General features: G+C 71.0%; 19 protein-coding genes and 2 tRNA genes. 11 read left to right on the top strand and 10 right to left on the bottom strand.

The annotated features are described in order from the left end of the window. Positions 1-50 precede the first annotated feature (50 nt). On the top strand, positions 51-497 hold the full coding sequence (locus ACFY2A_RS20095; RefSeq protein WP_093401307.1) for an SRPBCC family protein: 447 nt from the start codon (positions 51-53) through the stop codon (positions 495-497). Between the two features lie 95 nt (positions 498-592). Here the strand turns inward: ACFY2A_RS20095 and ACFY2A_RS20090 are convergent, their stop codons facing one another. The 3 genes from ACFY2A_RS20090 to aceE form a co-directional block, all read right to left on the bottom strand. After that, positions 593-1528, bottom strand: coding sequence for a hypothetical protein (locus ACFY2A_RS20090; protein ID WP_387173516.1), 936 nt, complete (start codon positions 1526-1528; stop codon positions 593-595). Next, positions 1525-2814 carry a choice-of-anchor B family protein gene (locus ACFY2A_RS20085; protein ID WP_387173514.1) on the bottom strand — a complete coding sequence of 430 codons (1290 nt, stop codon included), beginning with the start codon at positions 2812-2814 and terminating at the stop codon, positions 1525-1527. Before ACFY2A_RS20085 ends, ACFY2A_RS20090 begins: the two co-directional genes overlap by 4 nt. Before the next feature lie 354 nt (positions 2815-3168). Next, positions 3169-5913 carry a pyruvate dehydrogenase (acetyl-transferring), homodimeric type gene (gene aceE, locus ACFY2A_RS20080; RefSeq protein ID WP_363923234.1) on the bottom strand — a complete coding sequence of 915 codons (2745 nt, stop codon included), beginning with the start codon at positions 5911-5913 and terminating at the stop codon, positions 3169-3171. Positions 5914-6112: 199 nt separating this feature from the next. Here aceE and ACFY2A_RS20075 point away from each other — a divergent pair, with 199 nt between their 5' ends. After that, positions 6113-6517 carry a YjbQ family protein gene (locus ACFY2A_RS20075; protein ID WP_387173511.1) on the top strand — a complete coding sequence of 135 codons (405 nt, stop codon included), beginning with the start codon at positions 6113-6115 and terminating at the stop codon, positions 6515-6517. Between the two features lie 131 nt (positions 6518-6648). Here ACFY2A_RS20075 and ACFY2A_RS20070 read toward each other — a convergent pair whose 3' ends face one another. Beyond that, on the bottom strand, positions 6649-8307 hold the full coding sequence (locus ACFY2A_RS20070; RefSeq protein WP_387173509.1) for an alkaline phosphatase D family protein: 1659 nt from the start codon (positions 8305-8307) through the stop codon (positions 6649-6651). Between the two features lie 219 nt (positions 8308-8526). Here ACFY2A_RS20070 and ACFY2A_RS20065 point away from each other — a divergent pair, with 219 nt between their 5' ends. The 7 genes from ACFY2A_RS20065 (at position 8527) to ACFY2A_RS20035 (ending at position 14954) form a co-directional block, all read left to right on the top strand. Continuing rightward, the gene (locus ACFY2A_RS20065) at positions 8527-9018 is read left to right on the top strand and encodes a MarR family winged helix-turn-helix transcriptional regulator (RefSeq protein WP_363923240.1); all 492 of its coding nucleotides are present in this window, start codon (positions 8527-8529) and stop codon (positions 9016-9018) included. Positions 9019-9055: 37 nt separating this feature from the next. Next, the gene (locus ACFY2A_RS20060; RefSeq protein ID WP_387173705.1) at positions 9056-11956 is read left to right on the top strand and encodes a thiamine pyrophosphate-dependent enzyme; all 2901 of its coding nucleotides are present in this window, start codon (positions 9056-9058) and stop codon (positions 11954-11956) included. Between the two features lie 109 nt (positions 11957-12065). Beyond that, complete coding sequence (locus ACFY2A_RS20055) at positions 12066-12503, top strand: DUF3052 domain-containing protein (RefSeq protein WP_387173507.1); 438 nt, start codon at positions 12066-12068, stop codon at positions 12501-12503. A gap of 43 nt (positions 12504-12546) precedes the next feature. Further along, a complete protein-coding gene (locus ACFY2A_RS20050; protein WP_387173505.1) occupies positions 12547-13011 on the top strand; it encodes a peroxiredoxin in 465 nt (154 codons plus the stop codon). Positions 13012-13097: 86 nt separating this feature from the next. Further along, positions 13098-13172, top strand: a tRNA-Val gene (locus ACFY2A_RS20045). Between the two features lie 333 nt (positions 13173-13505). Continuing rightward, on the top strand, positions 13506-14084 hold the full coding sequence (locus tag ACFY2A_RS20040; RefSeq protein WP_387173503.1) for a hypothetical protein: 579 nt from the start codon (positions 13506-13508) through the stop codon (positions 14082-14084). A 72-nt stretch (positions 14085-14156) separates the two neighbouring features. Then, positions 14157-14954, top strand: coding sequence for an alpha/beta fold hydrolase (locus tag ACFY2A_RS20035; RefSeq protein ID WP_387173703.1), 798 nt, complete (start codon positions 14157-14159; stop codon positions 14952-14954). A gap of 90 nt (positions 14955-15044) precedes the next feature. On the opposite strand, the gene ACFY2A_RS20030 is transcribed toward ACFY2A_RS20035, so the two are convergent. Beyond that, on the bottom strand, positions 15045-15983 hold the full coding sequence (locus ACFY2A_RS20030; RefSeq protein ID WP_387173501.1) for a phosphotransferase: 939 nt from the start codon (positions 15981-15983) through the stop codon (positions 15045-15047). 159 nt (positions 15984-16142) lie between these two features. Between ACFY2A_RS20030 and ACFY2A_RS20025 the strand changes: the two genes are divergently transcribed. Next, positions 16143-16211: transfer RNA gene (locus tag ACFY2A_RS20025), tRNA-OTHER, on the top strand. Between the two features lie 80 nt (positions 16212-16291). Here ACFY2A_RS20025 and ACFY2A_RS20020 read toward each other — a convergent pair. Genes ACFY2A_RS20020 through ACFY2A_RS20010 form a run of 3 tightly spaced genes read right to left on the bottom strand, consistent with a single transcriptional unit; the run spans position 16292 to position 17507 of the window. Then, on the bottom strand, positions 16292-16492 hold the full coding sequence (locus tag ACFY2A_RS20020; protein WP_387173499.1) for a hypothetical protein: 201 nt from the start codon (positions 16490-16492) through the stop codon (positions 16292-16294). Next, positions 16489-17325 carry a glycosyltransferase gene (locus ACFY2A_RS20015; RefSeq protein WP_387173497.1) on the bottom strand — a complete coding sequence of 279 codons (837 nt, stop codon included), beginning with the start codon at positions 17323-17325 and terminating at the stop codon, positions 16489-16491. Before ACFY2A_RS20015 ends, ACFY2A_RS20020 begins: the two co-directional genes overlap by 4 nt. Continuing rightward, positions 17322-17507, bottom strand: a complete 186-nt coding sequence (locus tag ACFY2A_RS20010; RefSeq protein WP_387173495.1) for a hypothetical protein — start codon at positions 17505-17507, stop codon at positions 17322-17324. Before ACFY2A_RS20010 ends, ACFY2A_RS20015 begins: the two co-directional genes overlap by 4 nt. A gap of 392 nt (positions 17508-17899) precedes the next feature. Here ACFY2A_RS20010 and ACFY2A_RS20005 point away from each other — a divergent pair, with 392 nt between their 5' ends. After that, positions 17900-19045 (top strand): polysaccharide pyruvyl transferase family protein, encoded by a 1146-nt coding sequence (locus tag ACFY2A_RS20005; protein WP_387173493.1) that lies wholly within the window; start codon positions 17900-17902, stop codon positions 19043-19045. Between the two features lie 21 nt (positions 19046-19066). Here ACFY2A_RS20005 and ACFY2A_RS20000 read toward each other — a convergent pair whose 3' ends face one another. Together ACFY2A_RS20000 and ACFY2A_RS19995 are read right to left on the bottom strand one after the other, a co-directional pair. Beyond that, on the bottom strand, positions 19067-19273 hold the full coding sequence (locus tag ACFY2A_RS20000; RefSeq protein ID WP_093401294.1) for a hypothetical protein: 207 nt from the start codon (positions 19271-19273) through the stop codon (positions 19067-19069). A gap of 158 nt (positions 19274-19431) precedes the next feature. Beyond that, positions 19432-20301 (bottom strand): carbohydrate kinase family protein, encoded by an 870-nt coding sequence (locus ACFY2A_RS19995; protein WP_387173491.1) that lies wholly within the window; start codon positions 20299-20301, stop codon positions 19432-19434. Between the last annotated feature and the right edge of the window lie 16 nt (positions 20302-20317).

Here is a 20317-nt window from a genome sequence, read left to right as displayed (position 1 = left end):
CGCATAGAGTGCCGAATATTGTGGGATGTCCTCACTGGAGGAAGACGGAAATGATCCTCGTGGAACGCAGCGCGCACGTGGCGGCGCCGGTGGAAGCGGTCTGGGACGTGGTGCAGCGGGCCGAGCAGTTGCCGGCCTGGCTGGCCGGGGTCCGTGCGGCCGAGGTCCTCTCGGGGGAGGGCTTCGGTCGGCGGCAGCTGGTCCAGGCCGGACGCGGTGCCGCGCATGAGGCCGAGGTGATCGCCTATCAGGAGCCGACCCTGATCGGCTGGCGCGAACGCGCCAAGGGCGCCGGTGCCCGAGCGGAGGCGCGCACCGAGATATACGTCCAGCTCACGCCCGACGAACAGGAGGGCGGCACGGTCGTGCGGCTCATCGTCGTACGCTGGCCGGCCGGCCCGGTCAAGGCCGCCCTGCTCCGGCTCGGCCTGCGTCGGGTCGGCGCCGACCTGGAGGACTCGCTGGCCCGGCTGACCGATCTGGCCGCCGTCGGCTGACGGGCCACGTCCCGGCGTCACCCGCGAAGGTGGCGGCCCCGGTGTCCCCTTCCAGAGGCACCCGGGCCGCCACCGCTCGTCGCAGCCCGGTTACCTCACACGACCACGGTGAACGCGGCGACGCGTACCTCGTCGAGGTGCCGGAACTCGAAGAACAGCCGGTAGGTGCCGGTCGACGGCACGGCGACGCCGAACGCCACCACCGAGCTGGGCTGGCTGGCCGCCGCCGGGTGAACGTGCAGGTACGCCAGATCGCCCTGGCGCAGTGCCACCAGATGCCCGTACGCGCCCAGGTGCCGTTGCAGGTCGTTGACCGGCCGCCCGTCCTGCCCGAGCCAGACGAGCACCTGGTTGGACTCGCCCGCCCGCAGCCCACCGTCGAGGGTGACCGTGTAGCCGTCCACCAGGATCGTCTCCTCCGGTGGGGCCAGCGGGCCGGCGGCGTACCGGCCGGGGACCGGTACGTCGACGCCGAGCGTGACGCCCGCGGGCGCACCCTGCGGCCAGAAGTCCGCGATGGCCCGGAGCGGGCCGGGCGTGCTCGGCGTGACCGTGACCCGCCAGGTGCCGTCGGTCGACATCTCCGGGTGTACGTGCTGGTAGCCGGAGAGGTCCCGACCGACCAGGATCAGGTGCATCCGGCGCTCGTGGTTCTCCTGAAAAGTGGTGAGCGCCGTGCCGGCCGGGTCGGTGATCCGGAAGGCCAGTTCGCCCGGTCGGCCAACGATCAGGCTCGGGGTGTCCAGCGCCAGCGTCCAGCCGTCGCGGGACACCTCAAGCCCGCCCGGGCCGTGACCGAGGTGCGCGGTGGACGCCGCCTGCGGTGCCGGACCGGAGGCCGGCGCACCCGCGCGACCGGCGAAGAAGCCGACGGTCAGGGTCAGGCCGAGCACCAGCGCGGCGGCGGCGTACCGCCACGCCGTGCCGCCCGTCGGTGCCGCGGGCACCGGGTCGGGGCGGGGGCGCCCCGGCTGGGACGCCCCCTCGACCTGGCCGGCGACCGTCCCCGGCCGATGGTCGGTGGCGGTCATGACAAGCGGGGCTGGAGTACGAACAGCCCCTGCTCGATCCCGCTGACCACCACGATGCCGCTCGGGTAGTAGGGGTAGGTGCTCCACGCCCCGTTCATCGAGGCACTGTTGCTCGACGGGTAGATGTCGAAGAATCCGGCCTCGGTGGCCTGACCGCTGGCCACGTTACGCAGGTCCAGGATGCGCAACCCGGCCCGGTAGTTGGCCTGGTAGCTGTAGCTGCCCTTGACGTACTGGTTGTGATCGGTGGCCTGGACCCCGGACGGGGCGCTGTAGGTGCCGATGTGCCGAGGTGCGTCCAGGTCGGCCAGGTCCCAGATGTAGGTCTGCGTCCGTACCCCGCGCCGGGTCTCGTCCAACTCGTCGTCGAGCAGGAAGTACCGCTGGTTGTCGGTGAACCAGCCCTGGTGGGTGTACGCCCGCCCGCTGTAGCCGATGCGGGACAGCTGCCGGGGAGCGGACTTGGTGGTCACGTCGACCACGGTCACCGTGTCCTCGTTGGAGCTGACGCAGATCTCCCGTCCCGTGTAGGTGGTGTCCGGACCCCGGTAGACCACGCACTGGGTGTCGTGGGTGTAGCCGTCGTTGCTGACGCAGCCGGCGTACACCGGGGATTTCGGGGTGCGGATGTCGACCATGTGCAGGCCGCCGCTACAGGTGTTCGTGCCGACCGCGTACGCGTACCCGGTCTGCTCGTTGATGGCGATGTTGTGCGAGTTGCCGAACCGGCTGTAGTGCGTGTTGGCCGTCCAGGTCTGCGGTGCGGTGACGCCACGCAGCCGGGTCAGGTCGAACACCTGCATGCCGTGCCCGGAGACGTCCGCCACCACGTACGCGTGGTCCCGGTAGACCTTGATGTCCCGCCAGATCGCGGTGCGGTTCTGGTACGCGGGCAGGTTGCCCAGGTAGACCGGGGCGGTCGGGTTGGACACGTCCACGAAGGAGGTGCCGTTGCGGCGACCGACCAGCGCGTACTCCTTGCCGGTCTGCGGGTCCGTCCAGCCCCAGATGTCGTTGGCCTGGCTGCCACCGATGCTGGACAGCGGCATGAACGACAGCAGGTCCACGTTGCGGCAGGGGTAGCCCACCGCCTGGCCGTTCGTGCAGGTCGCGGCAGCGGCCGCGACGAGTTGCTGAGTGGGTTCGCGCTGGGCCATGAACTCCTGGGCCGACGCGCGCCCGGCCGGGGTGGCCGGGTCGTGTGCCACCGACGGCGAGCTCGCCGGGAACATCGACACCACCAGGACGCCGACGGTCAGGGCGAGACCGATCCGGACAGGTCGCATGTGCACTCCCTTCCGTCGCGCCGGAGCGTCGATAGCGTCCGGGCCGGCGGTGGGACGGCGCGACGGGATAGTCCACCGAACCGACCCAATGCCCGCAAGGGCCAACGCCTATCGACCATTCTGAATTAATCCCTGTTACAGGCGATAGCACCATCCAATACCACCTGCGTCATACCACCCCCCATCCCGACCTCCCCACCCCCACCCTTTGTTGATCATGAGGTTGACGGCAGTTGTTGATCTTCAAAACGCCGCTAACCTCATGATCAACAGGGCTGGGGCGGGGGGTGGGGGTGGGGGGATGGGGAAGGGCCCGGCGTGGGGTGCACGCCGGGCCCTTCGGGGTGGAACTGTTTAGCTGTCGCCGCCGGTCTCGCCGACCGGGGCGGCGTTGACGTCGTCGATGGCGTACTTCTTGGCCGCCTCGGCCGGTACGTGGGCCGGTACCGCCCCGCGTAGCGCGAGCTGGCGCAGGGTCGCCACCGTCACCGACTCGGCGTCGACGTGGAAGTGCCGGCGCAGGGCGTGGCGGGTGTCGGACAGGCCGAAGCCGTCGGTGCCCAGCGAGGTCCAGTCGCCCGGCACCCACCGGGAGATCAGGTCCGGCACCGCGCGCATCCAGTCGCTGACCGCGACCTTCGGGCCGTCGGCGTCGGCCAGCTTGCGCTGGATGTACGGCACCCGCTGCTCGGCACCCGGGTGCAGGAGGTTGTACTCCTCACACTCCACCGCGTCGCGGCGCAGCTCCGTCCACGAGGTGACCGACCAGACGTCGGCGGCCACCCCCCAGTCCTGCGCCAGCAGCTGCTGCGCCTTGAGCGCCCACTGCATGCCGGTGCCGGAGGCCAGCAGGTTCGCCCGGGGGGCGTCCCCGTCCAGCGAGGGGGCGGGGGAGTAGCGGTGGATGCCCTTGACGATGCCCTCGACGTCCACGCCGTCAGGCTCCGCCGGCTGGTGGATCGGCTCGTTGTAGACGGTGAGGTAGTAGAAGACGTTCTCCGGCTCCTCGCCGTACATCCGGTGCAGGCCGCTCTCCATGATGTGCGCGATCTCGAACGCGAACGCCGGATCGTACGCGACGACCGCCGGGTTGGTGGCGGCCAGCAGCAGGGAGTGACCGTCCTCGTGCTGGAGCCCCTCACCGTTGAGCGTGGTGCGTCCGGCGGTGGCACCGAGCACGAAGCCCCGGGTCATCTGGTCCGCGGCGGCCCAGAAGCCGTCGCCGGTGCGCTGGAACCCGAACATCGAGTAGAAGATGTACATCGGGATCATCGGCTCGTCGTGGGTGGCGTACGACGTGCCGGCCGCGGTGAACGAGGCGACCGAGCCGGCCTCGTTGATCCCCTCGTGCAGGATCTGCCCGACTGTCGACTCCTTGTACGACAGGAACAGCTCCCGGTCGACGGAGGTGTACCGCTGGCCGTGCGGCGAGTAGATCTTGGCGGTCGGGAAGATGGAGTCCAGACCGAAGGTGCGCGCCTCGTCGGGGATGATCGGCACCCAACGCTTGCCGAACTCCTTGTCCTTCATCAGGTCCTTGAGCAGCCGGACGAAGGCCATCGTGGTGGCCACCTTCTGCTTGCCCGAACCACGCTTGACGTCGGCGAAGCGCTCCGCGGCCGGGATGCCCAGCTTCTTGGTGCTGGTCCGCCGGGTGGGCAGGTAACCGCCGAGCTGCTTGCGCCGCTCGTGCAGGTACTGCATCTCGTCGGACTTCTCGTCCGGCCGCAGGTACGGCGGCAGGTAGGGGTTCTCCTCCAGCGCCGAGTCCGGGATGTCGAGGTACAGCCGGTCGCGGAAGGTCTTCAGGTCCTCCAGCGTCAGCTTCTTCATCTGGTGCGTGGCGTTGCGGCCCTCGAAGTGCGAGCCGAGCGTCCAGCCCTTGATCGTCTTGGCCAGGATCACGGTCGGCTGGCCGGTGTGCTCGGTCGCCGCCTTGTAGGCCGCGTAGAGCTTGCGGTAGTCGTGCCCGCCCCGCTTGAGATTCCAGATCTCGTCGTCGGTCAGCCCCTCGACCATCTTGCGGGTGCGCGGGTCACGGCCGAAGAAGTGCTCCCGCACGTACGCCCCGGACTCCGCCTTGTAGGTCTGGTAGTCGCCGTCGGGCGTGGTGTTCATCAGGTTGACAAGCGCGCCGTCGGTGTCGGCGGCGAGCAGCGGATCCCACTCCCGCCCCCAGACCACCTTGATGACGTTCCATCCGGCGCCCCGGAAGAACGCCTCCAGCTCCTGCATGACCTTGCCGTTGCCGCGTACCGGCCCGTCCAGGCGCTGCAGGTTGCAGTTGATCACGAAGGTGAGGTTGTCCAGCTCCTCGCGGGCGGCCACCCCGATCGCGCCCAGCGTCTCCGGCTCGTCCATCTCGCCGTCGCCGAGGAAGGCCCAGACGTGCTGGTCGGAGGTGTCCTTGATGCCCCGGTGCTGCAGGTACCGGTTGAACCGGGCCTGGTAGATGGCGTTCAGACCGCCCAGACCCATGGAGACCGTGGGGAACTCCCAGAAGTCCGGCATCAGCCGGGGGTGCGGGTACGAGGGGAGGCCGCCGCCAGGGTGGGACAGCTCCTGCCGGAACCCGTCGAGCTGGTTCTCGCTGAGCCGACCCTCCAGGTACGCCCGCGCGTACATGCCGGGGGAGGCGTGCCCCTGGTAGAAGATGTGGTCGCCGCCACCCGGGTGGCCCTTGCCCCGGAAGAAGTGGTTGAAGCCGACCTCGTAGAGCGAGGCCGAGCTGGCGTAGGTCGAGATGTGGCCACCGACGCCGATCTCCGGCCGCTGCGCGCGGTGCACCAGCATCGCCGCGTTCCACCGCACGTACGCCCGGATCCGGCGCTCGACGTGCTCGTCGCCGGGGAACCACGGTTCGCGCTCCGGCGGAATGGTGTTGATGTAGTCGGTGGTGGTCAGCGACGGCACCCCGACCTGACGCTCCCGGGCGCGCTCCAGCAGCCTCAGCATGACGTAGCGGGCTCGCTTGGTGCCACGGTCGTCGATGACACCGTCGAGCGACTCGACCCACTCGCTGGTTTCTTCGGGGTCGATGTCCGGAAGCTGGCTAGGCAGGCCGGCCGTGATCACCGGGCGCTTGCGTTCCGTAGCCACAGGCGTTCCCTCGGTTGTGTGTGGGATAGGTCTCTAGCGCCATCCTGCCCCGTCGTGGCGCTCGGCGTCACGTCCACCCGGCCGAAGGGCGACGCTCGACACAGGTACCCACCAGTAACTATGTGGGTTTCGTGACGGCGGCGAGCAGGCGCCTCGAGCGGGATCGGCGGGCGCTGGTCGGGTGCGGAAGAATACGGGCGTGCGCAGTGAGCTGATCACCGTCCGGACCGGTTCCCGGCCGACCGTCCGGGACATCACGGCCGAGGCCGAAAAGTTCGTCGCCGGCGCGGGTGACGGCCTGCTGCACGTCTTCGTGCCGCACGCCACCGCCGGCGTGGCCATCATCGAGACCGGGGCAGGCTCGGACGACGACCTGCTCACCGCGCTGGACGCGGTGCTGCCCACCGATGGGCGCTGGCGGCACCGGCACGGCTCACCGGGGCACGGCCGCGATCACGTGCTGCCCGCCTTCGTCGCCCCGTACGCGACGCTGCCCGTACTCGGTGGGCGGCTGGCCCTGGGTACCTGGCAGTCGATCTGCCTGGTTGACACCAACGGTGACAATCCCACCCGGCAGGTCCGCTTCTCCTTCCTGTCCGGCTGATTGCGTCCCATCGTCCCCGCTCACACGGTCCGTCCGGTTCGCCCGCCCCCGTCGTACCGCCGCCGGGGGCCGTGCCGCCTCAGCAGGCGGCGCGGCCCGGCAACACCGGCGAGCCCGACCGGGCTTGGCGGTCAGGGACGACGGGTCTCGCTCTCCACCGTGTGGTGCCCGGCGTCGGCGTCCGGACCGGCGGCCCGCGCGGCGGCCGGCGGATCGTCCCGGGTCAGGTGCAGACCCGGGAGACGGTCCTCGATGACGAACCGGGCCCGGGTGCGGACCGGGGCACCCGGGCTGCTCACGTACGGCAGCACGTCGAAGTCGGCGGTGAGCTGTTCCCTGCTGATCGTGGTGCGGACGTACCCGCGCAGGTTGTTGTGGAAGCGCAGGTGCGGGTTCCAGGCCAGCCACGGGTGCGAGCCGGTCGCCGAGTCCGCCCCGTCGCCACCCGACGTGATCGAGGAGCACACCAACTCGCTGCCGACGGTGCGTGAGGTCGGATCGGCGTAGTCGAGCTTCAGGTCGCTGGCCCAGTGCGCGTGCACGTCGCCGGTGAGGACGACCGGATTGCGTACCCCGGCCGCCAGCCAACCCCGGGTGATCCGGTCCCGCGAGGCGAGGTAGCCGTCCCAGGCATCCATGCTGGTCACCGTGAGCGGGCCGGAGTCACGGTCCCGCTGGGCGAAGAAGACCTGCTGCGCGAGGAGGTCCCAGCGAGCCGAGGAACGGCGGAACCCGTCCAGCAGCCACGCTTCCTGCCGCTCGCCGAGGATGGAACGGCTCGGCTCGGCCGCCTCCGGACACGACTGGTAGCCGTCACCGCAGGACTGGTCGTCGCGGTACTGCCGGGTGTCGAGCAGGTGGAAGGTGGCGAGCCGGCCCCACCGCAGCCGCCGGTAGAGCTGCATGTCGATGCCGCGCGGCAGGGAGGTCCGGCGTAGCGGCATGTTCTCGTAGTACGCGCGGAAGGCCGCCGCCCGCCGGGCCGGGAAGTCCGGGTCGGATGCCTCGGGGACGTCGTCGGCCCAGTTGTTCTCCACCTCGTGGTCGTCGAAGACCACCGCCCACGGCGCGACGGCATGGGCCGCCTGAAGATCCGGGTCGGTCTTGTACTGGGCGTGCCGCTGCCGGTAGTTGGCCAGCGTGCGGGTCTCCGGGCCGTCGTGGTCGCGCGGGTTCCCACCCGGTGCGGTGTAGGTGTCGCGGGCGTACTCGTACTGGTAGTCGCCCAGGTGCAGGACGATCTCCGGCTCGGTCTCGGCCAGCCGCCGGTACGCGGTGAAGTACCCGTGCTCGTACTGCGAGCAGGAGGCGAAGGCCATCGCCAGCGTCGCGGGCAGGCTCCACGGCGCAGGAGCGGTCCGGGTCCGCCCGACCGGCGACAGGTGCCGTTGAACACGGAACCGGTAGAAGTACTCGCGGCCGGGCAGCAGGCCGGAGAGTTCGACGTGGACGCTGTGTGCGCTCGCCGCGTGCGCGTCGGCGACTCCGCGCCGGACAACATGCCGGAACCGTTCGTCGGCGGCGAGTTCCCAGAAAACCGGCACGGTGCGATCGGGCATGCCACCGAGACCGTCCGCGGCCAGCGGCTGCGGTGCCAGCCGGGTCCAGAGCACGAAGCCCTCGTGGTCGGGGTCACCGGAGGCGACACCGAGGGTGAACGGGTAGGCCAGGGCCGTCGCGAGCGACCGGGACGGAGCCGGCGCGGCGCTCGCGGGCAGGGTGCCACCGGCGACTCCGGCGGCGCTCGCCGTCAGGCCGGAGAGCAGGATGGTACGTCGGGACAACGGCACGATTGCCTCCCCAGGTCGGTACGTGGTCCACCGGGAGACTCGCTTCCGTCGATGAATCGTGGGTGAAAGAAAGAACCCTTTCCCGCCGCTGTTGTCCGAACAAGGGCCGAGCTGTTCTCCGAACAAGGGCCGAGCGGAGCAGAACCGACGGACGTCCGCCGTCCGCATCGTCGCCAGGTGGACGAGGTCGAAGGCGGTCCGCGACCCTAGGATGTGACCATGTCACGGCCGATCATCGCCCCGGCCGGCCCGGAACCGGCCGACCGGACCGGGCTGGCCGGTGACGCGGTACGCCGGATCATGCACGTCGCCGCTGCCCTGCGGCACCACCAGGATCTCGACATCGCCGCGCTGGGCCTGACCCCGGCCGTGGCCCGCGCGCTGTACCAGCTCGACCCGGACCGTCCGCTGCCCGCCCGTGAGCTGGCCGACCAGCTGCGCTGCGACCGGTCCAACGTCACCGCCCTGGTCGACAAGTTGGAGCAGGCCGGGCTGGTCGAGCGTCGGGTCGACCCGACCGACCGGCGGCAGAAATCGTTGGTGGTCACCGACGCCGGTCGGCGGATGCGCGAGCGGGTCCATCTCGTGCTCTCCGACTCCCGGCTGCTGACCCCGCTCGACAACGAGGAACTCGCCGCACTGCGTGACCTGGTGTGGAAGGTTTCCGACGGCGGCTGCCCGGAGGACTGCGGCCCGGCCGGGCCGGCGTGAAACGCACTCGACTGTGCGCGGCGTGCCCCGGTCGGTAATGCTGTCGGACGTGACCACCCCGCAGGATCTCGACGACCGGTTCCGGGAGTCCCTGGCCGCCCTCGCCGCGCCGCCGCACCGGAGCGACCCGGCGCAGCCGGTGGCCGAGGACAGCGCGCTGACCGGTGCCCAGCTGCTGGACCTCTTCGACGCCCAGGTCGCCAGCCGGCAACTCGACCTGGCCGGCCGCTGGCTGCGCAGCTTCGGCGAGGGCTACTACACCATCGGCTCCGCCGGTCACGAGGGCAACGCCGCGGTGGCGGCGGCCCTGCGGCCCACGGACCCGGCCCTGCTGCACTACCGCTCCGGCGCCTTCTACTGCGTCCGCGCCGCCCAGGCCGACCCGTCCACGCCGGCTGCGTCGCCGTCCACGCCGGCTGTACCGTCCGCGCCGGCTGTACCGTCCGCGCCGGCTGTACCGTCCGCGCCGGCTGTACCGTCCGCGCCGGCTGTACCGTCCGCGCCGGTTGTGTCGACCGCGTCGCCGTCTGTGTCGCCGGCCGCGCCGCCGTTGCCGGCCGCGCAGGGGGCCGGGGCCGGCCACGCCGCGGACGCCGAGGGCGGCTCGTCCGGCCGGTCCGCCGTCACCCAGGACCAGCCGGAGGCCAGCGAACGGGGGACCGCCCCCGCCGCGCCGGAAGAACCGGCGACGGGCCCGGTCACGGCGGGCACCGACTCGCCCGGCGGTGGGCCCGACGCGACGGCGGTCGACCGGGCGGAGGGTGACCCCGCCGACCCCGCCCGGTCCGCCGCCGACCCCGCCCGGTCCGCTGCCAAGCCCGGAGCGGGCCCGCAGCCGGAGGCGACCGCAGCCGGGGACCAACCGGCAGCCGCACTGGCCGGCTCCCGACCCGCCACCGTGACCGAGCCGATCCCCGGGCCGGGCGACGGCGTCGGACCCGACGGGATCAGGATGACGGTCGTCAAGCGGCCGGTGCCCCGGGCGTACGCCGAGGCGGCCCGGGACGTTCTGCGCGGCATGGTGGCCTCCAGCCAGGAGCCGATCGCCGGTGGCCGGCACAAGGTGTTCGGCCGTGCCGACCTCGCGGTGGTCCCGACGACCTCGACCATCGCCTCGCACCTGCCCCGGGCGGTCGGGATGGGGCTCGCCGTGGAGCGGCTACGCCGGCTGGACGCCCGAGGAGAAGCGAACCGACCCGTCGCGGAACCCGAACCGACACCCTGGGCGGCCGACGCCATCGTGGTCTGTTCCTTCGGGGACGCCTCGATCAACCACGCCAGCGCCACGGCGGCGTTCAACACCGCCGGCTGGTACGACCACACCGGCCTGCGCATCCCGGTGCTCTTCGTGTGCGAGGACAACGGGTTGGGCATCAGTGTCCGGTCTCCGCAGGGGTGGGTGGCGACGGCCCTGCGGTCCAAGCCCGGCATCCGGTACTTCGCCGCAAACGGTGCCGACCTGGTCGGCACCTACGAGGTGGCGGCCGAGGCGGCGGCCTGGGTACGCCGGCACCGCCGCCCGGCCGTGCTGCACCTGACCACGGTCCGGTTGATGGGCCATGCCGGCGCGGACGCCGAGAGCGCGTACCGCCCCGCCTCGGAGATCACCGCCGACGTGGCCCGTGATCCGGTGGTCGCCACCGCGCGGCTGCTGGTCGACGCGGGCCTGGCCAGCGGCCCGGAACTGCTGGACCGCTACGACGAGATCGGCTGGCAGGTCCGCCGGATCGCCGAGGAGGTGCTCGACGAGCCGAAGCTGGCCGACGCCGCCGAGGTGATCGCCCCGCTGGCACCGCGCCGCCCGGTCCGGGTCGCCCTGGCGGTCGCCGACGCGGGTGCCCGCGCCGCCGGCCACGACGCCGCGACGCGGGCCGAGGCGTTCGGCGGTAAGCCACCGGAACTGGCCGGGCCGCTCACCCTCGCGCAGAGCATCAACGCGGCGCTCACCGACGGGCTGCTCAGCCATCCGCAGATGGCGGTCTTCGGTGAGGACGTCGCCGCCAAGGGCGGGGTCTACGGGGTCACCAAGGGGCTGCGTGACCGGTTCGGTGCCGCCCGGGTGTTCGACACGTTGCTCGACGAGACCTCGATCCTCGGCCTCGGTCTCGGTGCGGGGCTGGCCGGAATGCTGCCGGTGCCGGAGATCCAGTACCTGGCGTACCTGCACAACGCCGAGGACCAACTGCGGGGCGAGGCAGCGACCATGCGCTTCTTCTCCCAGGGGGCGCTGCGCAATCCGATGGTGGTGCGGGTGGCCGGGCTGGCGTACCAGGAGGGCTTCGGCGGGCACTTCCACAACGACAACTCGGTGGCCGTACTGCGGGACGTGCCGGGCTTGGTGATCGCCGTGCCGGCGCGGCCGGACGACGCGGCGGCGATGCTGCGGACCTGCCTGGCGAGTGCGGCGGTGGACGGCAGCGTCTGCGTGTTCCTGGAGCCGATCGCGCTCTACCACACCCGCGATCTCTACACCGACGGTGACGGTGAGTGGCTGGCTAGTTACGCCGAGCCGGGAGCTTGGGCCGGCGGCCACGTCCCGGTGGGACGGGCCCGCGTGTACGGAGTCGGTTCGGCCGCAGACGTAACCATGATCTCCTTCGGTAACGGCGTACGGATGTCGTTGCGGGCGGCGTCGGCGCTGGCCGACGAGGGGATCGGCACCCGGGTCGTGGACCTGCGCTGGCTCGCGCCGCTGCCGGTGGCCGACCTCATCCGGGAGGCCGCCGCGACCGGCCGGGTGCTGGTGGTGGACGAGACCCGCCGGTCCGGTGGGGTGGGTGAGGGGGTGATCGCCGCGCTGGTGGACGCCGGATATGTCGGGGCGGCACGGCGGGTGGCCGCAGTTGACTCTTTTGTGCCGCTGGGTCCGGCTGCCCGACAGGTCCTGGTGTCCGAGGAGGCCATCACCCAGGGTGCCCGTACGCTGCTGGCACGGTAAATTTCGTTCCACCCGGTGCGCCACTTGCGCAGGAGGGCACAACTGTGTGGACTTTGCCTGACGGCGTCGAGCAGACGCCGGCTCGGACGAGATGAGGAGGCACGCGACAGTGAGCGCGACCGCTGGTCAGGCTGCTGACGGGGTACGCAGCCTGGCGGACCGGTTCGGCATCGAGCCGGGGATGGTCGTCATGGAGATGGGCTACGACGTCGACGTCGACTCCGATCTCCGGGACGCCCTGACCGACCGTTGTGGAGATCTGGTCGACGAGGACACCGACGAGGTGGTCGACGCGGTGCTGGTCTGGTACCGGGACGGCGACGGTGATCTCTTCGAGCTACTCGTCGACGCCCTCGGCCCGCTGGCCGACAACGGGGTCGTGTGGCTGCTGACGCCCAAGGCCGGCCGCGAAGGCCACGTCGAGCCGAGCGAGATCGCCGAGTCGGCACCCACCGCCGGCCTTCAGCAGACTTCCACGGTCAACGCTGGCAAGGACTGGAGCGGTGCCCGACTCGTGCTACGTCGCGGCGCCAAGGGCAAGAAGTAGCCCGACCCACGGCGAGCCGTCCGAACCGATTCGAGGAGTTCGCATGCCCATCGAGGTTGGCGCCGAGGCGCCCGACTTCGTGCTGAAGGACCAGAACAACCAGCAGGTCCAACTCTCCGACTTCCGGGGCCGGCGCACCGTCCTGCTGGTCTTCTACCCGCTGGCGTTCACCGGGGTGTGCCAGGGTGAGCTGACCGAGGTACGGGACAACCTCGACGAGTACGTCAACGACGAAGTCCAGGTGCTGACCGTCAGCGTCGACTCGGTCTACGCGCACAAGGTCTGGGCGGAGCGGGAGGGCTACCAGTTCCCGTTGCTGTCCGACTTCTGGCCGCACGGCGCCGTCGCTCAGGCGTACGGCGTCTTCAACGACGTCGCCGGCATCGCCAACCGGGGCACCTTCGTCATCGACCAGACCGGCGTGGTCCGCTTCGCCGAGATGAACATGCCCGGTGAGGCCCGCGACCAGCAGGGCTGGCGCAAGGCTCTGGCGGAGGCCACGGCTTGACCCGGTCCACCGGGTGCGAGGCGTCCGTCCGGGCCGGCGGGTGGCAGGGTAAGCTTGCCAACCGCCGGCCCGCCGTACGGCGTTCCGGGCGCGTAGCTCAGTGGGAGAGCACTCGCCTTACAAGCGAGGGGTCGCAGGTTCGAAACCTGCCGCGCCCACCACACACCACCAACACCAACGACAGCCCGGAGATCAATTCTCCGGGCTGTGACAGCAGGGGCGGTCACGACAGTCAGCCGCAGCCTGGACCACCTCCGCAGCTGCTGATGCCGCTCGACCCCGCCTAGCATCGCCTGATGTATGGAGTACCGCCGGTCCCCGTCACGATCCAGCCGGACTGCAACGGCCCTGGTGATGCCTGGTTACTTCCCCGATTGCAGATGCGACTGCGACCGGTCAGTGCGCCGATCCACGCCCCGCGAGCCAAGCTGGGTGGCCAACCCGTGTGGCTGGGGCCGCCCACCTGGCCGCTGTCTCGCAGCCTGGGAACGCCCATGATGTTCGTCGGTCAGATTCCCATCCCCGGTGAACCAGCGAGCCTCGCCTACCTGTTCGTCACCGACGACCCTCAATGCATGGCCGAGACTTTCGACGCTGAGGCCGGCGAGAACGCACTACTGGTCCAACCGGGTGGCCGAATCCCACACTTCATCGTTACGACCGGCACGGCCACCGGTCCGTCCCTGTGGCGACGGGGCATGACGTGGAACGAGCATGTAGGCGTGGAACTCGCCATAGACCTGGTCCCGCCGGACCCAGCCGCCGAGGCATCCCTGGATGCGGACATCGCACGTCAAGAGGCCGAGCAGGCGGGCGTACTGCTGGACCTTCCCGACGCTGTCGATGCACCCGCCAGTGCGCTTCCGCCCTACAGCTACGTCGGCGGCAAGGCCCACCTGTGGCAGACCGATTTTCAGGAAGTACCGGCCGACTGGCGGTTCCACTTCCAACTTGACGGCGGAGAGGGCCACGGACCCGATGACCCCTACGCTCTCAACTTCGGCGGCGGGACCGGCTACAGCTTCCCGTCTCCAGATTTGCGCGAAGGCCGCTTCTTCTGGGATTGCGTCTGACGCCTGGGCCCCCGCCGATCGGCGCCCCAGCGCGACCGTGTCAAGCTCCGCAGCTCGATGAGAGGGGACCAGGTGGCTTTCGCCGAGGTCAACGGCGTCCGATTTTGGTACGAGACGCACGGTGCCGGGCGGCCGTTGGTGCTGCTGCACGGCGGGTTCGGCGCGGTGGAGACCTTCGCCGCGATCCGGCCGGCGTTGGCGCGGCGTCGCCTGGTGGTCAGCGTCGATCTGCCGGGCCACGGCCGCACCGCCGACGTCGGCCGCCCCCTGTGGTACGAGTCGATGGCCGACGACGTGGCGGCGCTGATCGTGCACCTCGGGCTGGCCGAGGCCGAGGTGCTCGGCTTCTCCCTCGGCGGTGGGGTCGCCGTGCGGTTGGCGGTGCAGCACCGGCAGTTGCTCCGCCGTCTGGTGGTGGTCTCCGCGCCGTGTCGGCGGCAGGGCTGGTTTCCCGAGGTGCTCGCCGGCATGCCCGAGCCCGACGAGGCGGACGCCGAGCGGATGCGTGGCACTCCGCCCGAGCAGCTCTACCGACGGGTGGCGCCCCGGCCGCAGGACTGGCCGCGGCTCTGGGCCAGCACCGGTGAGCTGCTGCGCCGTGACTACGACTGGTCATCGGAGGTCGCGGCGATCACCACGCCGACGATGCTGGTCTTCGCCGACGCCGACTCGGTTCGCCCGGCACACATGGTGGAGTTCTTCGGTCTGCTCGGCGGTGGCCACCGGGACGCCGGGTGGGACGGCACCGATCGCCCTGCTGCCCGGCTGGCCGTCCTCCCTGGACTCACCCACTACGACATCGTCGACTCACCCGCCCTCCCTGCGGCGGTCCTCCCCTTCCTCACCCACCCGTCCACCCCACCCACCTGAGTGTTGCGGGGTCACGGCTGCTCGGGGGCAGCAGGTTCGGGGATGTTGCTGCCTCGAAAGATGTGCGGGGTGCGGGCGGGGCGGCGAGCGTCAGGTGGCGACGCGCTCGGCCAGCCAGGTGAGCAGGACCTCGGCCTGGGCATGCTGGAACGCCCGGAGGGTGGGGATGCCCGGCGGCGGGGGCAGGCGCGCTCGGTCGGTGAAGAAGCCGGCGAGGCCGGCGTAGAGGCCGGTCACCGCGTCTGGGTCGGCTGCGGCGGTGAGCGGAAGCCGACGTAGCAGGGCCTCGGTGTCGTGCCCGCCCTGCAGGCGTACGTCGAGCAGCAGCATCGCGGTGTCCAGCCAGTTCGGGCCGCGAGCCGCCCAGGGCCAGTCGACCACGGTGACGCGGCCGGCCTGGTCGACGAGCAGGTTGTCCGTACGAAGATCCACATGGCACAGGGTGTCGCCGGTCAGCGACGCCAGGCCATGGTCCGCCCAGGAGCAGAGTTCGTCGAGATGGGCCCGGGCCCAGGAGTTCAACTCCGGCGGCGGGTCGTCGACGATCCGCCGCCAGCCGGCGAATTCATCGGCCAGCCGCTCGGCGATGGCCGGCACCTCCGTCACCGGGCTGGGCGTGAGCGCCGTCGACATCCGTTCCAGGGCGTCCAGCACCGCGTCGAGTTCCTCGGTGCGCCACGGAGTGACCGGGTGCCGCCCGGCGACGTCGGTGAGCACCAGCGCCACCCAGTGGCCGTCGTCGTGACAGCCGAGCAACCGGGGGGTCGGGGCGTACGCGGGCAGTGCGGCGGTGATCCGCGCCTCGGCCCGGTGCATGTCCGGGGTGTCCGGGTTCTGGGCCGGGCTGGCCGCTTTGACGAAGGCGCGACGGCCACTGGCGGTGCGTACCCGGTCGGCGGTGCCGGGGGAGTACCCGCCCGGCTGTGACACCGCTTCGACCACCCGGTCGCCGAGGATCTTCTCCACGGCGGATCGGACATCAGGGGGCAACTCGGCCCACCGTAGCCGATTCCGCGTCTGCGCCTGCATGTCGTTCACGCTGCCGGTCAGGCACCCGGGCGGGCAAGTCGTTTCCCGTCGGTGCGGGTGCCCCGGACCGGTCCGTGAGTACTTCGGGGTGCGAGGCGTCCGTCCGGGCCGGCGGTGGCAGGATGAGGTTGCCAACGCTGGCCCGCCGTACGGCGTTCCGGGCGCGTAGCTCAGCGGGAAGCACTCGCCCATGCGAGGGACCACCAGGTTCGTAACCTGTCGCGCCCTCCCGCCTGGCAACAGCGTCTTGCCAGGCGGGAGGGCGGCACGCGTGCCGCCCGAGCGGCGTCGAGCAGCGGCACCGCCGGTCAATGCGCGAGAACGACCTCCACCTGTTGTCGGGTACCCCAACCAGTCCGCCGCACCCGCCACCAGGAGCGGATGAAACTGCCCCGCATCCACCGCAGATACATGCGGCACAGGTGCCCGAACCGGTTCGGCATCAACGCGAAGGCGAACGCGGTCGGCTGTTGTACGGTGCGGCCCCTGACCATCACGAACAACGTCAACAGCGAATCATCCGAGAAGAGCGCATTCCGGCCGAAAACGTCTCCGTCCGGTAGCCGTCGAGGTTGTCCCGGATGGCAGCCGCCCGATAGGCGGCGATCGGCCCGGAGTTGACCCACACCGCCCCGAACACTGACAACGACGACCGGTCCGTGAGCTGACCCGTGACGAACCACAGGTCAGTGATCCGCGCCAGGAACGATGACCGGACGTTCGCGGCCATCACGACCCCGGCAACCGACTGCACGCGAGGATCAGCGAACGGCAGCAACAACTCGTCGAGCGCCCGCGGATCGGAGACCGTGTCCGAGTCGACCGTCCAGTAGATGTCCGCGTCGCCGGTGGTCCGCACGGCCACAGCCTGCGCATGTCGTTTGCCGGCGTTCTCCCGGACATGCCATGCCACGTTGATCCCGCGCGTGGGGGCGGCATCGAGAAACCACCGCTTCACGGTCTCGTATTCGTCGACATTGGTCGAGCCGTCATCCACCACGTAGATGACGTCAGGGGTCCGGGTCTGCCCGACCATGGATTCGAGGCAGGCACGCAGTGCCGCCGGATCCTCGTTGTAGACCGGCACGATCGCCACCACCCGCAACGCGTCGAGGTACTCACGAGCCTGGCAGGTCGCAGTCGCCGGCAGCTCCAGGTAGGCGCCGCCGATCTGCCACAACAACAACAGGAACATGCCCGCGTACACGTAGGTGAAGCGGTGTCCGGCGCCGTCGAAGGCGCCAAGAACCGCGAACACATGACGTATCGCCCACACTGCCGCGGCAGCCAGCACGACCGCCGCCGCGAGCAAGACCCGTCTGGGTACGATGCGCGCGCTCATCCGTTGATCGACCGTCCGCGTCGGAACGTCAGCCGGATCATGCCGGCACCGACGATCACCATCAGCACACCGACAGCCGCGATGACAAGCGGCCACGACAGCTGTACGAGGCCGACACCAGCCGTGCCGCCGATGGTGATTACGTCGACTCCGGTGCGAGGCAGGGTGCCACCTGACGACATCGAGTTCTCCGCTCGGGGCTGCGGGGGCTGTGACGGCGGCCAGGATGCAGCCCCAGTCGTACCCCGGCCGCCGCGTGGATCAGCCGCTCGGGGTCGAGGGGATCCGCCGGCCACCCTCGCAAAGCCGTCAACCAGCGTCAACCACGGTCTGTCACCCCATCGGGCTAATGTGTGACCGTCTGTGGCGCGTCGGGGTCGGCGCGTGCCGGGGAAGTCGAATTGTCGACAGCGGCCCGCCTGGAATGCCGCAGTCTGTGCGGTCGGCCGCTGGTCTCGGCCACGCCAGATCCGCCAGCCGCACCGTCTGATCGGGTGGCCGAGGAGCCCTCGAGGACTGTTCACCAGCGCAGCGGGGAAACGGCGGAGCGGACGCACCTGGGGAGGAGCGACGGATGACGCGTGCCGGACTGACCATCGGCGTGCTCGGCTCGTACGGTGGGCGCAACCTGGGCGACGAGGCGATCCTCACCGGTCTGCTGACCGATCTGCGGCAGCAGGAGCCGCATGCGCGGATCATCGTGTTCTCGCGGAATCCCGCGCACACCGCGGTCGCCCACCCGGACGTTGAGGCGGTGCCGTGGGAGGGGGTCAGCCGGACCGACTCCGCCCTCGTGCTGTCTCAACTCGACCTGCTCATCCTGGGCGGCGGCGGCATCCTCTACGACAAGGAGGCACGCCGCTACCTGCGGGTGGTCCGGGTGGCGCAGGAGCGGGGTCTGCCGCTGCTGACGTACGCCGTGGGCGTCGGGCCGCTCAACGAGATGGTGGACACCGGCATGGTCCGGGAGACGCTGGCCGGTGCGGTCCAGGTGACCGTACGCGACCAGGAGTCGCGGATGGTGCTGGAGGAGGCCGGCCTGCTCAATCCGATCACCGTCACCGGCGATCCGGCGTTCCTGCTGGAACCGGAGGACTTTCCCGCGCAGTTCCTCCGGGAGGAGGGCGTGCCAGCCGGCAAACGGCTGGTCGGGATGAGCGTGCGGGAGCCGGGCCGGGCGGCGGAACGGCTGGACGTGGACGGATACCACCGCCTGCTGGCGCAGATCGGTGACTTCCTGGTGCACCGGATCGACGCGCACGTGCTGTTCGTGCCGATGGAACGCGACGACATCCGGCACTCGCACGGCGTGCTGTCGCACATGATCGCCGCCGAGCGGGGGCGGATCCTGCACGGCACCTACTCCCCGCAGCAGGTGCTCGGGTTGATGCGGCACTTCGACCTGGCGGTCGGTATGCGCCTGCACTTTCTGATCTTCGCCGCGATGATGGGTACGCCGTTCCTGCCCCTGCCGTACGCCGGCAAGGTCTTCGACCTCGCGCAGCGACTCGGGGTGCCGGCGTTGCGTGGCGTGGAGCGCGAGGTGGAGGGCCCCCTGCTGGCCGAGGTGGACCAGCTGTGGGATGAGCGTGAGCAGCGGGCCGAGGTCACCGCCCGGCGGGTGGCGCGGGTGTGTGACGAGGCCAGGGGCACCTCTCAGGTCACCCGGGCGGTGCTGGAGAGCCTGCGCAACCGGTCCCTGGTCGAGGTCGGTGCCTGATCGGTGGCGCGGGGGTCGGCTTCAGACCGCCGGCCCCCGCCAGCAGTAGCGCCACTGTTGGCGGTCGGTGTCGACGGACTCCAGTTCGTAGATCTCCGCTGCCGCCAGCCCTTGTGGCCCCAGGTGATGGTGGGTCAGTGGGGGCCGGCCGTTCGGGTCCAGCTCGACGGTGACGTGCTCGCCGTCGGCCGTGCCGCCCACAAGTGGGATCTCAACCGTGGATGCCATGCGCCCATCCTGCCCCGGCCGTCGGTGACCCGCAGGACGAAGCGGGATGATCCCGCCGTCGGTCGGGCGCGGCGCACAGGGCGGCCACGCCTGCCGGGCTGAGCCGGTAGACCCGCCGGGTGCCGGCCTGCCGGTCGATGACGGTGCACTCCGACCGGTCAATCGCGGGGAAGCAGCCCCGGCGGGTACTCCATGCCGTCGTGGATGCAGGCAGCGGCGGCGACCCGGGACGCGTAGCCGGCCGCCTCCGCCCAGGTCGCGCCGCGCGACCGGGCCGTGATGATCCCCGCCGCGAAGGCGTCCCCGGCGCCGTTGGTGTCGACCACCGGGCCGGGTGGCACGGCCGCCGGAATCCGGTGGAGGTTCCCGCCCAGGTACAGATCGGCGCCGTCCGCGCCCCGGGTCACCAGGACCGGGCGCGGTGCCAGCGTGCCGGCCACGGTCGCCGCCCGGTCGCCGAGCGCCGCGCCGCTGACCAGCACGAGCTCGGCGATGTCGGCGAACGGGCGGTGGTACGGGTTGTGCCCGTCCCAGTCGTGCAGATCGGTCGAGCTGCCCACCCCCTCGCCCAGCAGGTCACCGAGGTCGGGCAGCAGCTCCCGCACCCAACCCATGATCGACAGGTGCACGTGGTTGGCGTCCCGGATCAGCTCCGCCACCCGGGCCGCCGCGAACGGTGGCGGACCGTCCGAGGCCCGGGGGTCGTACAGCGACATCCGCCGCCCGCCGGGGTCGACCAGGTTCACCGATCGTCGGGTACCCGCCGGGTCGTCGGCCAGGACCGCGCGCACGCCGGTACGGGCCAGCGCGGCCCGCACGACGGTGCCGGCCGGGTCCACGCCCACCGTGTCGACCACCGTCACCCGCAGCCCGAGCGCGTGCGCGGCGAGCACCACACCGGCTCCGGTGTTGCCGATGCGCAGCTCGATCGGGTCGACGGTGACCGAGTCGACCACCGGCAGCGGCAGTCGGGGCACCCGCACCCGCACGTCGACGCCGAGGCCGCCGATCACCAGGAGGTCGCACATGGCGCCGACGCTAGCC

Origin of the sequence: Micromonospora sp. NPDC000442, from assembly GCF_042898635.1 — a bacterium.
Classification (GTDB): Bacteria; Actinomycetota; Actinomycetes; order Mycobacteriales; family Micromonosporaceae; genus Micromonospora.
Note: the sequence above shows the minus strand (reverse complement) of the source record. Positions and strands in the feature narration are given on the sequence as shown.